Origin of the sequence: Luteimonas lutimaris (assembly GCF_039537065.1) — a bacterium.
Classification (GTDB): Bacteria; Pseudomonadota; Gammaproteobacteria; order Xanthomonadales; family Xanthomonadaceae; genus Luteimonas; species Luteimonas lutimaris.
Genome location: NZ_BAAAZU010000004.1, coordinates 39,415 through 53,254 on the forward strand (window position 1 = coordinate 39,415; position 13,840 = coordinate 53,254).

Consider the following 13,840-nt stretch of genomic DNA (forward strand, 5'->3'; position numbering starts at 1 on the left):
GGACAAAGCAGATCCCTCGCTGCGCTCGGGATGACAAGAAGCTTTGGGATGACAGGGAGCTTTGGAATGACAGGAGCTTTGGAATGACAGGAAATTCGGGATCAGAGGAACAGGGCGCATGTCAGGCAGGGACGTCAGGCGGCTTCGGCCAGCGTGGCTGATGGTGGTTTGCGCGGCGCGACGCCGGCGACCGCCTCGGCGATCGCGCGGATGTGGTCGGGCGTGGTACCGCAGCAGCCGCCGACGAAGTTGAGCAGGCCCGACTCGGCGAACTCCTTCAGCGTCGTGGCCATTTCCTCCGGCGTCTCGTCGTACTCGGCGAAGGCGTTCGGCAGGCCGGCGTTGGGATGCGCACTGACGTATCCCTCGGCGATCCGCGACAGCGTCTCGACGTGCGGGCGCAGGTCCTTCGCGCCCAGAGCGCAGTTCAGGCCGATCGACAGCGGCTTGCCGTGCGCGACCGAAGCGTAGAAGGCCTCTGCCGTCTGCCCGGACAGCGTGCGTCCTGAGGCGTCGGTGATCGTGCCGGAAATCATCACCGGCAGGCGCCCGCCGCGGGCCTCGAAGACTTCCTCGATCGCGAACAACGCGGCCTTTGCGTTGAGCGTGTCGAAGATGGTCTCGACCATCAGTACGTCGGCGCCGCCGTCGATCAGCCCCTCGGCGGCTTCGCGATAGTTCTCGCGCAGCTGGTCGAAGCTGGTGTTGCGGAAGCCCGGGTCGTTGACGTCGGGGCTGATCGACGCGGTGCGGCTGGTCGGGCCGAGCACGCCGATCACGAAGCGGGGCTTGTCCGGCGTCGACGCTTCGGCGGCGTCGCAGCATTCGCGGGCGATGCGTGCGCCTTCCCGGTTGAGTTCGTGGACCAGATGCTGCAGGTGGTAGTCGGCCTGGCTGATGGCGGTGGCATTGAAGGTGTTGGTTTCGACCAGGTCGGCGCCGGCGTCCAGGTATTCGGCGTGGATCGCCGCGATCACGTCCGGCCGGCTCAGCGTCAACAGGTCGTTGTTGCCCTTCAGGTCGTGGCCCTGGCGATCCGCACCACCGGCCTGCCGGCTGTCGAAGCCGTCGGCGAAACGCTCGCCGCGGTAGTCGGTTTCTTCGAGCTGGTGGCGCTGGATCATGGTGCCCATCGCGCCGTCGATCACGAGGATGCGTCGGGCGAGTGTGGCTTCGAGCGCGGCAACGCGGTCCGGGTGCAGCCAGGGGAGGATGGTCATGTGCCTGATTCCTGCAGGAAAGCGGCTCGGTCACGGGTCAGGTCCGATGAGCGCGGATGAAGCTGCTTCATTTGTTCGCTTGATCCGCGCCCATCCGATTCGATCCGTGGCAAAAGAATGCTCATGGTTTCTTGGCGATCAGCGAGATCACCTCGAAGTGCGGCGGCCTCTTCTCGCGGGTGACGGTTTCGGAGTTCTGTACCGACAGGCCGGCCTTGTCGACGAACTTGCGCAGTTCCTTCTCGGTGAAGCCGAGGTTGGCGTGGCCGTAGGCCTCGACCACGCTGCGGTGTTCGTGGCGGGCCAAGCTCGACAGCAGCAGGCGGCCGCCCGGGCGCAGCACGCGCGCGGATTCGGCCACGGCCTGCGCGGGCCGGGTGGCGTAGGTCAGCGCGTGCATCAGCACGACCAGGTCGAAGCTGCGGTCCTTGAAGGGCAGGGCGTGCATGTCGGCCTCGCGGACCTCGACGTTGCGGTACTGGCGCAGGCGCTCGCTGGCAGCCGCAACCACGCGCGTGCTGCTGTCGATGCAGACGTAACGGTGCGCATGCGGGGCCAGCAGCTCGGCCAGCACGCCGTCGCCGGAGGCGATGTCGAGCACGTCGCCGGTCTCGAACAGCGGCAGCACCGAGCGCGCCAGCGCCTCCCAGGTGCGGCCGGGCGAGTAGTGGCGCTCCATGTCGCCGGCCACCGAGTCGGCCCAGTTCTGGTCGGCCGCGCGCATGGCCAGCACGGCGGCGACGCGCTCGGCGTCCTGGCGCAGCAGCGGGTCGTCGCTGCCGGCGCTCAGGGCCTGCCACAAGCTGCGCTGGGCCGGATCGAGGGTGGTTTCGTCGAAGCGGTAGTAGGCCGATACCCCGGAGCGGCGGTCGCGCACCAGACCGGCCTCCTTGAGCCGCGCCAGGTGGGTGGACACGCGCGGCTGGGCCAGGCGGGTGATTGCCGACAGTTCGGCGACGGTCAGCTCCTCGCCCTCCAGCAGCATCAACAGGCGGACGCGGGTGGCGTCGGCCAGCACTTTCAGGCGGGTCGACCAGCCCTCGAGATCCATGGATATCTTCCTATCGCGATATAGCGATAAGTTTCCCCCGTGCGACGGGAGAGGTCAAGCGCGGGGCGCTGGCCTCCGGTGCCTGCACGCGACGGACGCAATGCCGGAGGCGTGCCGGAAGGATGCCGGGCAGGGGAGGCCGAATGCGGACGCAACATGACTGGCCTTGCGCCGGGTTCTTCGGTTCTCCGCGGGCCCCGGCTACAATTGGCCGTCTGACCTCAAGGCGGAGCGCGCGACGTGGATTTTGGGTTCACAGAAGAACAGTTGATGATCCAGGACGTGGCGCGGCGCATCGCGCAGGAAAAGATCGCCCCCAGCGCTGAAGGCTTCGACAGGAGCGGCGAATTCCCCCTCGACAACATCCGCCTGCTGGGCCAGAACGGCCTGATGGGCATCGAGGTGCCGGCCGAGTATGGCGGCGCCGGGATGGACTCGGTCGCCTACGTGCTGGCGATGGTCGAGGTGGCCGCCGCGGACGCCGCGCATTCGACGATCATGTCGGTCAACAACTCGCTGTTCTGCAACGGCATCCTGACCCACGGCACCGAAGAACAGAAGCAGAAGTACGTGCGCGCGATCGCCGAGGGCGACGAGATCGGCGCCTTCGCGCTGACCGAGCCGCAGTCCGGCTCCGACGCCACCGCGATGCGCTGCCGTGCGGTGAAGCAGGCCGACGGCACGTACGTCGTCAACGGCAAGAAGAGCTGGATCACCTCCGGCCCGGTGGCGAAATACATCGTGCTGTTCGCGATGACGGATCCGGACAAGGGCGCGCGCGGCATCACCGCCTTCCTCATCGATACCACCCGCGAGGGCTTCGGCCGCGGCAAGACCGAGCCCAAGCTCGGCATCCGCGCCTCGGCCACCTGCGAGATCGAGTTCAACGACTACGTCGTGCAGGCCGACGAGGTGCTGGGCGAGCAGGGCCAGGGCTTCAAGATTGCCATGGGCGTGCTCGACGCCGGCCGCATCGGCATCGCCTCGCAGGCGATCGGCATCGCCCGCGCGGCCTACGAGGCCACGCTGGAGTACGTGCGCGAGCGCAAGGCCTTCGGCCAGCCGATCGGTACGTTCCAGATGACCCAGGCCAAGATCGCCGACATGAAGTGCAAGCTCGATGCCTCCCTGCTGCTGACGCTGCGCGCGGCGTGGCTGAAGGGGCAGGGCAAGCGCTTCACCACCGAGGCCGCGGTCGCCAAGCTCACCGCCTCGGAGGCGGCGATGTGGATCGCCCACCAGGCGGTGCAGATCCACGCCGGCATGGGCTACAGCAAGGAAATGCCGATCGAGCGCTACTTCCGCGACGCCAAGATCACCGAGATCTACGAAGGCACCAGCGAGATCCAGCGACTGGTCATCGCCCGCCACGAGACCGGGTTGCGCTGAGCGATGTCCATGCCTTCCGGGACCTGCCGTTCGGACAGAACCGCCTGTCCGGTCGGACGCGGCCGCGATCGCCGCCGGACCACGATCGCCGCGCCGCGGGTCGCCACCCACCCGTATCCGTCCTGAGCATTCCGCGCCAGGCATCGCCAGTGTTGTGACCCTCCACCCCGGAGCACGGCATTCGCACGCGCTCCACCCATCATCGGATACCTCCCATGAGCACGCCACGCAAATCCGCCACCTCGCGCCCGGCCGGGCGCAAGGTCGACTCCGCTCGCCAGCGCCGCAAGCCGGGCCGCGACGCGACCGCCCTGCTGGATCCGATCTTCGAGGTCGTCCGCAAGCGCGCGGGCAAGGCGGGCCAGGACGATGCGATCGCATTCGCCGACGCCTTCTACAACCGCCTGACCCCCGACGAGCTGCCGCTGCACAGCCCGGACGGCTGGGCCGCGCTGGCGACCGATTTCCTCGATTTCGCCCGCAGCCGCAAGCGCGGTACCGCGAACGTGCGCCTGTTCAACCCGAGCGAGAAGACGCACGGCTGGGATTCGCCGCACACGGTGCTGCAGATCGTCAATGACGACATGCCGTTCCTGGTCGACTCGGTGACCATGGCGCTGGCCGAACTTGGCATCGGCGTGCACGTGCTCGGCCACCCGGTGGCGCCGATCACCCGCGACAGGGCTGGCAAGCTGGCCGCGGTGGGCGAGGGCGATCCCGAGTCGCTGATCCACATGGAGATCGACCGCCAGACCGGCGACGCGATCGAGCAGGTCAAGGCCAGGCTGAAGACCGTGTTGGCCGAGGTCCGCGGGATCGTCGCCGACTGGGGCGCGATGCGCGAGAAGATGCTGCAGGTCGCCGACGACATCGGCGACCGCAAGATGCCGGTCGGCGAGGCGGGGCGCCACGAGGCGCAGGAATTCCTGCGCTGGGCGGCCGACGACCACTTCACCCTGTTCGGCTACCGCGAATACGTGGTGAAGAAAAAGGGCAAGGAAGAAATCCTGTGCGCCATCGAGGACAGCGGCCTGGGCCTGCTGCGCTCGAAGGACGTGGGCAAGCCGCGCCTGCTCAAGTCGCTGGCGGCACACTACATGCCGCAGTCGGGCGCGGTCGACGCGCTGATCCTGACCAAGACCAACGCCCGCTCGACGGTGCACCGCCCCGGTTACATGGACTACATCGGCGTACTGGAGTTCGGCCCCGACGGGCGGCCGACCGGCGAGCAGCGCTTCCTCGGGCTGTACACCTCCAGCGCCTACAACCGCCGCCCGTGGGACATCCCGCTGGTGCGCGAGCGCTTCGAGTACGTGATGCGCGAGTCCGGCCTCAAGCCGAACAGCCACAGCGGCAAGGCGCTCAAGCACATCCTCGAGACGCTGCCGCGCGACGAGCTGTTCCAGTCCGGCGAGGAGGAACTGCTCAAGCTCACCACCGGCATCCTCGGCCTGCAGGAGCGCGTGCGCAGCAAGCTGTTCCTGCGCCCCGACCGCTACGGCCGTTTCTACTCGGCGCTGGTGTACCTGCCGCGCGACCGCTACAACACCGATCTGCGCATGCGCGTCGAAGCGCTGCTCAAGCGCGCGCTGCACGCCGACCACGTCGACACCAACATGCAGGTGGGCGAGTCGCCGCTGGCGCAGCTGCACATGATCGTGCGCCCGCGCGCGGGCGAGAAGTTCGAACTCGACCAGGCCGCGCTCGAGGCCGAGCTGGCCGACATCGTGCGCAACTGGCACGACGACCTGCGCGACGCGCTGGTGGCCGTGCACGGCGAACACGAGGGCCTGGCGCTGGCGTCGCGCTACGGCCGTCCGTTGCCGACCCCCTACCTGCAGGAAGCCGGCACCGATATCGCGGTCGACGACGTCCGCCACCTGTCCTCGCTTGCCGGTCCCGACGACCTGGCGCTGAGCCTGCACCGTTACCACGAAGGTGTCGGCGGCCTGCGCCTGAAGTTCTACCGCCAGCACAACGACCTGCCGCTGTCGGACGCGCTGCCGATGATGGAAAACATGGGGCTGCGCGTGATCACCGAGCATCCCTACCTGCTGCAGATCGACGGCACGCCGACCTACCTGCAGGACTTCGAGGTCGAGTCGGTGCGCGAGTTCGACATCGGCGCGGTCGGCCATGCCTTCGAGGACGCGTTCCTGCAGGTCTGGCGCGGCAACGCAGAGAACGACGGCTTCAACCGCCTCGTGCTTGGCGCCGGCCTGACCTGGCGCCAGGTGGCGATGCTGCGCGGCTACTGCAAGTTCCTGCTGCAGGTGGGCGTGCCGTTCTCGCAGAGCTACGTGGAGGAAACCTTCTCCCGTTACCCGCTGCTGGCCAGGCTGCTGGTGGAACTGTTCGAAGCGCGCTTCGAGCCGGGCCGCGACAAGGAGGCCAAGGCCGCGGCCACGGAGGCCGCCAGCCGCCTGGAGAAGCAGTTCAAGCAGCTCAGCGGCAGCGATATCGATGCGCTGAAGACGCTGGGCAAGGTCGTCAATGCCCGCGGCAAGCCGCGCGAGGTCCAGTACGACACCGCGCGCGACGCGCTCAAGGCGCTGCTCGACCGCGTCGCCAGCCTCGACGAGGACCGCATCCTGCGCAGCTTCATGGGCGTGATCGACGCCACCCTGCGCACCGGCTACTACCAGTCCGGCAATGACGGCGGGTTCAAGGACTACATCGGCTTCAAGTTCGATTCGGCCCGCGTGCCGGACCTGCCAAAGCCGCGTCCGTACCGCGAGATCTTCGTCTACGGCCCGCGCGTGGAAGGCACCCACCTGCGCTTCGGTCCGGTGGCGCGCGGTGGCCTGCGCTGGTCCGACCGCCGCGAGGATTTCCGCACCGAGGTGCTGGGCCTGGTCAAGGCACAGATGGTGAAGAACACCGTGATCGTGCCGGTCGGCTCCAAGGGTGGCTTCTTCGTCAAGCAGCCACCGGCCGACCGCGACGCGCTGCAGGCCGAGGGCATCGCCTGCTACAAGATGTTCATCAACGGCATGCTCGACATCACCGACAACCTGGTCGACGGCAAGGTCGTGCACCCGCGCGACGTGGTCCGCCACGACGAGGACGACCCGTACCTGGTGGTCGCCGCCGACAAGGGCACCGCGCGTTTCTCTGACATCGCCAACGGCATCGCCCGCGAGCACGGCTACTGGCTCGACGACGCGTTCGCCTCCGGCGGGTCGGTCGGCTACGACCACAAGGGCATGGGCATCACCGCCCGCGGCGGCTGGGAGTCGGTCAAGCGCCACTTCCGCGCGCTCGGCCGCGACAGCCAGTCGCAGGACTTCACCTGCGTGGGCATCGGCGACATGTCCGGCGACGTGTTCGGCAACGGCATGCTGCTTTCAAAGCACATCCGCCTGGTCGCGGCGATGGACCACCGCCATATCTTCGTCGACCCGAACCCGGACTCGGCGACCTCGTACAAGGAGCGCCTGCGCCTGTTCAAGCTGCCACGCTCGAGCTGGGAGGATTACGACAAGGCGCTGATCAGCAAGGGCGGCGGCGTGTTCCCGCGTTCGGCCAAGTCGATCCAGGTGTCCGCGCAGATGCGCGAGGCGCTCGGGCTGGGCGCGGACGTTACCGCGATGAGTCCCAACGAGCTGATGAGCGCGGTGCTCAAGGCGCCGGTCGACCTGCTGTGGAACGGCGGCATCGGCACCTACGTCAAGGGCAGCGGCGAAACCAACGCCGACGTCGGCGACCGTGCCAACAACGCCATCCGCATCAATGGCGGCGAGCTGCGCTGCAAGGTGGTGGGCGAGGGCGGCAACCTCGGCTTCACCCAGTGCGGGCGCATCGAGGCGGCGCACAACGGGGTGCTGATCAACACCGACTTCATCGACAACTCCGCCGGCGTCGACACCTCCGACCACGAAGTCAACATCAAGATCCTGCTCAACGGCGAGGTGCAGGCGGGCAAGCTCAAGGTCGAGGCGCGCAACAAACTGCTCAAGTCGATGACCGACGAGGTCGCCGAACTGGTGCTCAACGACAACTACCGACAGAACCAGGCGCTGAGCCTGATGGAGCGGATGAGCGTGTCGCGGCTGGGCTCCAAGCAGCACTTCATCCAGACGCTGGAGTCGCAGGGGCTGCTCGACCGCCAGATCGAGTACCTGCCGTCCGATGCCGAAATCGCCGAGCGCAAGGCGCGCGGCCTGGGCCTGACGCGGCCGGAGCTGGCAGTGCTGCTGTCGTATGCGAAGCTGGTGGTGTTCCAGCAGCTGGTCGACTCCGACGTCCCCGAGGATCCGTACCTGTCCAAGGAACTGGTGCGCTACTTCCCCGGGCCGCTGCAGAAGAAGTACGCCAAGGCGATGGAGCAGCACCGCCTGAAGCGCGAGATCATCGCCAGCGCAGTCACCAACTCCACCATCAACCGGATGGGCGCGACCTTCCTGCTGCGCATGCAGGAAGACAGCGGCCGTGGCCCGGACGAGGTGGCGAAGGCCTTCACCATCACCCGCGAGACGCTCGATGCACGCGAGCTGTGGGCGCGGATCGACGCGCTCGACGGCAAGGTGCCCGAGTCCGTGCAGATCGACGCACTGCAGGTGATCTGGTCGCTGCAGCGCTCGATGACGCGCTGGCTGCTGTCGCGTCCGGGCGCGATTCCCGGCATCGCCACGGCTGTTGAGCGCTACCACGACGGCTTCCGCGACATCCGCGCGGGCGACGCGATCCTGCCCGATTCGCAGCGCCCCGCCTACGAGGCCAGCCTGGCCGAGTGGCGCAGCAAGGGCATGCCGGAGGAACTGGCATTGCAGCTGGCCGCGCTGCCGTACCTGGAGCCGTGCTGCGACATCATCGAGGTCGCGCGCGAGCGCAGGCTCAAGCCGGTCGACGTGGCCAAGGTGCACTTCCGCCTCGGCGACGCGCTGCGGCTGCCGTGGCTGGTCGAACAGATCGACCAGCTGCCGGTGGAAGGCCGCTGGCATGCGGTCGCGCGCGGCGTGCTGCGCGACGAACTGGCCGCGCAGCAGCGCGCGCTGGTCGGCCAGGTGCTCTCGACCCGCGGCAGCGGCGCCGATGCCAAGGTGCAGGCGTGGATCGGCCGCGACGACGCGGCCCTGCGCTTCACGCTGTCGATGCTGGGCGAACTGGCCGCGCAGAAGACGCTCGACTACCCGACCGCGTCGGTGGCCGTGCGCCGGCTTGCGCAGCTGACCGTCAACGGCTGACGCCGCGCGGGATCGCCGGCGGCGCGCCGAATCGCGCCGCCGGCAGCATGGAGATGACCGGGACCCGGGCCGCGCACGCGGCCCGGGTTATGCTCGTGGCTCGTCCACGGAGCCGCCAATGACCGCGAATCCACGCATCGCCTTCCTTGCCAGCCAGACCGACGACGCGCAGGCGGCACTGGCCGCGCTGTCGGGCGCGCACGGCCAGCACGCGCCGGAAGAGGCCGACGTGCTGTGTCCGCTGGGTGGCGACGGCTTCATGCTGCAGACGCTGCACCGCCACGGCAGCCTGGGCAAGCCGGTGTACGGCATGAAGCTGGGCAGCGTGGGCTTCCTGATGAACCACTACCGCGCCGAAGACGCGGCCGGCGTCCTGCTCGAACGCCTCGCCGCGGCCGAGCCGGCGGTGCTGCGGCCGCTGGAAATGCTGGCGCAGACCGAATCGGGCGCGAGCGTGGGCTCGCTGGCCTACAACGAGGTGTCGCTGCTGCGGCAGACCCGGCAGGCCGCGCACCTGCGCATCGACCTCAACGGACAGACGCGCCTGGACGAACTGATCAGCGATGGCGTGTTGGTCGCCACGCCCGCGGGCAGCACCGCCTACAACTTTTCCGCGCACGGGCCGATCCTGCCGCTGGGCTCGAACGTGGTGGCGCTGACCCCGATCGCGGCCTTCCGCCCGCGGCGCTGGCGCGGCGCCGTGCTCAAGGCCGACACCGAGATCCGCTTCCACGTCGTCGATCCCTACAAGCGGCCGGTGAGCGCGACGGCCGATTCGCACGAGGTGCGCGACGTGGTGGAAGTGACGATCCGCGAATCGCGCGACCGCACCGTGACCCTGCTGTTCGATCCCGAGCACAATCTCGAGGAGCGGATGCTCGCCGAGCAGTTCACCAGCGGCTGAAACATCGGCGGGCAGTGGCGGTGGGAGCGGCCATGGCCGCGATGCCTTTCCGCGAAGGCCCGTCGCGGCCATGGCCGCTCCCACGGGGCTGGGCGGACTTATCCGGCCAGCAGCTCGGCCTTCGCCGCGCAGATGAAGTCGTTCTCGCTCAGCCCGCCGACGTCGTGCGTGGAATACCGCACCACGCAGCGGTCGTAGTGCACGCCAAGATCCGGATGATGGTCCTCGCGGTTGGCCATGTGCGCCAGCGCGTTCACGAACGACATCGTGTGGTAGTAGTCCTTGAACCGGTACGTCTTGCCCAGCGCGTGGCCGTCCTCGAGCAGTTCCCAGCCCGGCACCTGCGGCAGCAGCTCCTGGATACGGGCCTGGGTGAGCTTGTGTTCGCTGCCCTTGCGCGCCGCGCAGCGGGCCTGGGCGAGGGGGATCAGGTCGGTCATGTCGGCTCCTGTCGGACTGGCCGCGCTGGCGGCGTGCTGAACGGGGATTGCCGGCCGCGCCGGTTTTACGGAACCGGAACGAACGTGGATCGGCAGGCTCGCTAGAATACGCGCCACGGTCGGCAACTTTCGAATCCGCGCGGATATCGCCGCGCGCGCCGGCCACAGACGGCAGGGCAGCACGCAATGATCGACATTTCAGAATCCGCGCAGGCGCATTTCCGCAAGCTGATCGAACGCGAGGCCGTGCCCGGCATGGGCGTGCGGCTGGCGGCCAGGGACGCGGGCACGGTGAAGGCGGACGTGCGGCTCGAGTTCGCCGAACCCGGCGACCTGCACGGCGACGAGTGGGCGATCGACTGCGACGGCTTCACCCTGTGGCTCGACGCCGACAGCGCGCCCTACCTCGACGGCGCGCAGATCGACTACGCCACCCAGGCCACCGGCGGCCAGCTGCAGATCCGGGCGCCGAAGATCAAGGGCGAGGCGCCCGCCGAATCCGCGTCGCTGGTCGAGCGCGTGCGCTGGCTCATCGAGCACGAGATCAATCCCCAGCTGGCCAGCCACGGCGGCAACGTGTCGCTGCAGGAAGTCACCGCCGAAGGCGTCGTGGTGCTGCGCTTCGGCGGCGGCTGCCACGGCTGCGGCATGGCCGACGTCACCCTCAAGCAGGGCATCGAGAAGACCCTGCTGGAGAAGGTGCCCGGCGTGACCGCGGTGCGCGACGCCACCGACCACGACAGCGGTACGGCGCCGTACATCGCGCGCGGTTCCGCGTGACGCGGTGATGGCGCCGGCGGCTGCTGGATGACGTTTTCTTCCGCCGACCTGATCGAAGCCCTGTGGCGCCGCCGCAGGCGATCCCTGCGTCCGGGTCGCGCGCCCGGCGAATTCCCGCCCGGCTGGACGGCGTGGTTCGATGCGCTGAAGGTACGCGTCGGCGCCGTGACCGGCGCCACGGCCGAGGCATTCATCGCCATTTTCATGGCGCGCGAGCCGAAGCTGCCGCCGCGCGCGACCGCGACGCTCGACCGCTGGCGGGCCTTCAACACGCTCTGGCGCCAGCAGTGGCATCCGGCCAGCGAGGACGAGCGCGGGCTGCGCGTGTTGGCCATGGCGATAACGCTGCTGGCGCACCTGTTCTTCGCGCTGTTCCTGGCCTACCTGGCCTACGTGCGCATCATGGCCATTCCCGAGCAGGGCGAGGCCAGCGCCGGCGAAGAGGTGATCCAGGTCGAGTTCATCGGCGAAGGCACGCCGGAAGACGAAGGCGGCGGGCCGCCGCAGGGCGAGGCCGTCGCCGAGGAAACGCCCGCCGCCGCGGCGCAGGGCGAGGACCGCACGCCGCAGCCGGCGGCGCCCATGCCGCCGCAGCCACAGCCGGAGCAGCAAGTCGCCACGCAGCCGACGCCGCCGCAGATCACGCGGCCCGAACCGGAGCGGCCGACGCTTTCGCCGCAGGTGCCGGAGCCGGTCGTCGAGCTGCCACCGGTACAGCAGCCGCTGCAGGTGACGGAAACCCCGCAGCCGGACACGACCTTCACCATGCCGCCCGTGCGCATGGCCGAGGTTCCCCTGCGCGACGTGCGCGTACCGGAACTGGCCGCGCCCGCGCCCGCGATCGAAGTGGTGGAAGTGCCGGCGCCGGTCACGGCCCCGCAGCCGCGCGAGGTCGCGACGCCGGCGGCGCCGGTGGAACTGCCGCGACAGGAGGCGGAAGTCGCGGTCCGCGAGATTCCCGCGCCGCTGTCGCCGGTCGAAGTGCCGCGTACGCCAGCGCCACCGATCGCCGCACCCGACCTGCGGCCGGCGCAGGCGCCGTCGGTGGCCACCCGCAGCATTCCGGCGCCCGAACCGACGGCTTCCGGCACCGCGCCGTCGGCCCAGCCGGACGATGGTGAAACCGGCGCCGCCACGAAGCCATCGTCGTCGTCGCAGGCGGGCACGGCGGCGCAGGAACGCCCGTCCAGCGGCAGCGAAAGCGCCAGCCAGGGCACGCGTCCGTCCGTGACCGCTGCCGGCAGCGGGACCACTCCCGTGCCCAATCCCGGTGCGCTGCCGTCGCCGAAGCCGGGCGACGACTGGGGCATGTCCGACCGCAACCGTCCCGGCGGCCAGGCGGGCACGTCCGGACTGTTCAACGCCGACGGCTCACCGAAGCTGGCGTCCGGCGACGGCAAGGTCGGTGGCGGCCTGCCGCCGGGGACGATCACCGAGGACTTCGAGAAGATCGACCGCAACGGCACCTGGCTCAAGCGCCCGCCGATCGACTACACGCCGACTGCCTTCGACAAGTTCTGGGTGCCCAACGAGACCCTGCTGCAGGAATGGGTGCGCCGGAGCATCAAGGAAGTCCTGATCCCGATCCCCGGCACCAGCAAGACCATCAAGTGCTCGGTTGTCCTGCTGGCACTGGGCGGTGCCTGCGACATCACCGATCCCAACCTGCAGGACGTGGAAGCCGAGGCGCGCGAACCGCCCGACGTGCCGTTCAAGCCCGAACTGCAGGAAAACCAGGGTGCGCTGGGCAAGCCGCCTGGATCGCAGTAGCTGGCCGCAGCGGGTCCGTCAGCGGGCTGTGCGGAGTGCAACCGGACAGCCGGCTGGAAGCGTGGCCCCGGGATCGGAGAAAAACAAAAAAGGCCCGCAAGCGCGGGCCTTTTCGAGCGTGTCGCCAGCAGGCGACTGCGCGGAACGACTACTTGTTGACGCCGTGCAGGTCGCGCAGGTGCGTCTCGCGCGAACCGAAGTAGGCCGCCAGGTCGGCGATCTGCTGGTCGGTCAGGTCCTTGGCCTGCTGCGACATCAGCGCGTGCTCGCGGTTGCCGTCGCGGTACTCCTGCAGCGAATGCGCGATGTAGTCGTAGTACTGGCCGCCGAGCTTCGGGTAGCTGGCGTCGATGGGCGCGTTGCCTTCCTCGCCGTGGCAGTCCACGCAGGACTGGCCGGTGGCCTTGCCCTTGGCGTGGGCGAGCTGTTCGCCGGCGTCGACGTGGCCATTGGGCAGGCCGGCCGAGGAGGAAGTGTGGCCCGCGCTGCGGTCCGACGCGGAGTGCTCGACCGGCGTGTCGCCGCCGGAGCAGCCCGCGAGCGCGACGGCGGAGGCGAGGGCGATGGCAAGGAGGGGGGTACGGGTCATGGCGCGGCTCACGGCTTCAGCTCCGAAAGGTAGGCAGCAATGTCGGCGATGTCCTGCTCCGAGAAGCTGTGGGCCTGTGCCTGCATGGTGGGGTGCTTGCGCGTGCCCTTCTGGTACTCGGTCAGCGCGTTGACCAGGTAGGTCGCCGACTGCCCGCCGATACGCGGCACGTGGTAGTTCGGGTACGCATTCTTGTAGCCGGTGACGCCGTGGCAGCCCTGGCAGGTGTAGGTGAGCTGCTTGCCGCGCTCGGCCGAACCTGTCGGCGCGGTGGAGGCAGCGGCACTCTCGGCCGGCTGCGCCGCGGCCGGGGCGGGCTCGGCGGTTTCGGGCGCCGCGGTTTCGGTCTGGGCAAATGCCGCGACGGAAAGCACGGCAAGGACAAGGCTGGCGGCGATCGGCAGCGGTCGCGTCATAATCGGTATCCGCAATCGTGAATGGCTGGAATGGAACTGGCTGGTCACGCGATCGCGCGTCGCCGATGCGTAACCGCAACAGTATAGCGACAGCT

10 protein-coding genes are annotated in these 13,840 nt (G+C 69.0%); 5 read left to right on the plus strand and 5 right to left on the minus strand.

Features of this window, described 5'->3' with window-relative positions:
• Positions 1-134: 134 nt before the first annotated feature.
• Complete coding sequence (locus tag ABD679_RS04365; protein ID WP_344758737.1) at positions 135-1,220, minus strand: homocysteine S-methyltransferase family protein; 1,086 nt, start codon at positions 1,218-1,220, stop codon at positions 135-137.
• A gap of 121 nt (positions 1,221-1,341) precedes the next feature.
• The gene (locus ABD679_RS04370; protein ID WP_344758739.1) at positions 1,342-2,271 is read right to left on the minus strand and encodes an ArsR/SmtB family transcription factor; all 930 of its coding nucleotides are present in this window, start codon (positions 2,269-2,271) and stop codon (positions 1,342-1,344) included.
• Positions 2,272-2,511: 240 nt separating this feature from the next.
• Between ABD679_RS04370 and ABD679_RS04375 the strand changes: the two genes are divergently transcribed.
• From ABD679_RS04375 to ABD679_RS04385, 3 genes are all read left to right on the plus strand, one after another.
• Complete coding sequence (locus ABD679_RS04375; RefSeq protein WP_344758741.1) at positions 2,512-3,660, plus strand: acyl-CoA dehydrogenase family protein; 1,149 nt, start codon at positions 2,512-2,514, stop codon at positions 3,658-3,660.
• A gap of 215 nt (positions 3,661-3,875) precedes the next feature.
• Complete coding sequence (locus tag ABD679_RS04380; protein WP_344758742.1) at positions 3,876-8,846, plus strand: NAD-glutamate dehydrogenase; 4,971 nt, start codon at positions 3,876-3,878, stop codon at positions 8,844-8,846.
• Positions 8,847-8,964: 118 nt separating this feature from the next.
• Positions 8,965-9,750, plus strand: coding sequence for an NAD kinase (locus ABD679_RS04385; protein WP_344758743.1), 786 nt, complete (start codon positions 8,965-8,967; stop codon positions 9,748-9,750).
• 98 nt (positions 9,751-9,848) lie between these two features.
• Here the strand turns inward: ABD679_RS04385 and ABD679_RS04390 are convergent, their stop codons facing one another.
• A complete protein-coding gene (locus ABD679_RS04390; protein WP_344758744.1) occupies positions 9,849-10,190 on the minus strand; it encodes a 4a-hydroxytetrahydrobiopterin dehydratase in 342 nt (113 codons plus the stop codon).
• Between the two features lie 186 nt (positions 10,191-10,376).
• Between ABD679_RS04390 and ABD679_RS04395 the strand changes: the two genes are divergently transcribed.
• Positions 10,377-10,970 carry an NfuA family Fe-S biogenesis protein gene (locus ABD679_RS04395; protein WP_344758745.1) on the plus strand — a complete coding sequence of 198 codons (594 nt, stop codon included), beginning with the start codon at positions 10,377-10,379 and terminating at the stop codon, positions 10,968-10,970.
• 27 nt (positions 10,971-10,997) lie between these two features.
• Positions 10,998-12,740 carry a hypothetical protein gene (locus tag ABD679_RS04400; RefSeq protein WP_344758746.1) on the plus strand — a complete coding sequence of 581 codons (1,743 nt, stop codon included), beginning with the start codon at positions 10,998-11,000 and terminating at the stop codon, positions 12,738-12,740.
• 148 nt (positions 12,741-12,888) lie between these two features.
• Here ABD679_RS04400 and ABD679_RS04405 read toward each other — a convergent pair whose 3' ends face one another.
• Positions 12,889-13,329 carry a c-type cytochrome gene (locus tag ABD679_RS04405; RefSeq protein WP_344758748.1) on the minus strand — a complete coding sequence of 147 codons (441 nt, stop codon included), beginning with the start codon at positions 13,327-13,329 and terminating at the stop codon, positions 12,889-12,891.
• A gap of 8 nt (positions 13,330-13,337) precedes the next feature.
• On the minus strand, positions 13,338-13,745 hold the full coding sequence (locus ABD679_RS04410; RefSeq protein ID WP_344758749.1) for a c-type cytochrome: 408 nt from the start codon (positions 13,743-13,745) through the stop codon (positions 13,338-13,340).
• Positions 13,746-13,840: the final 95 nt, after the last annotated feature.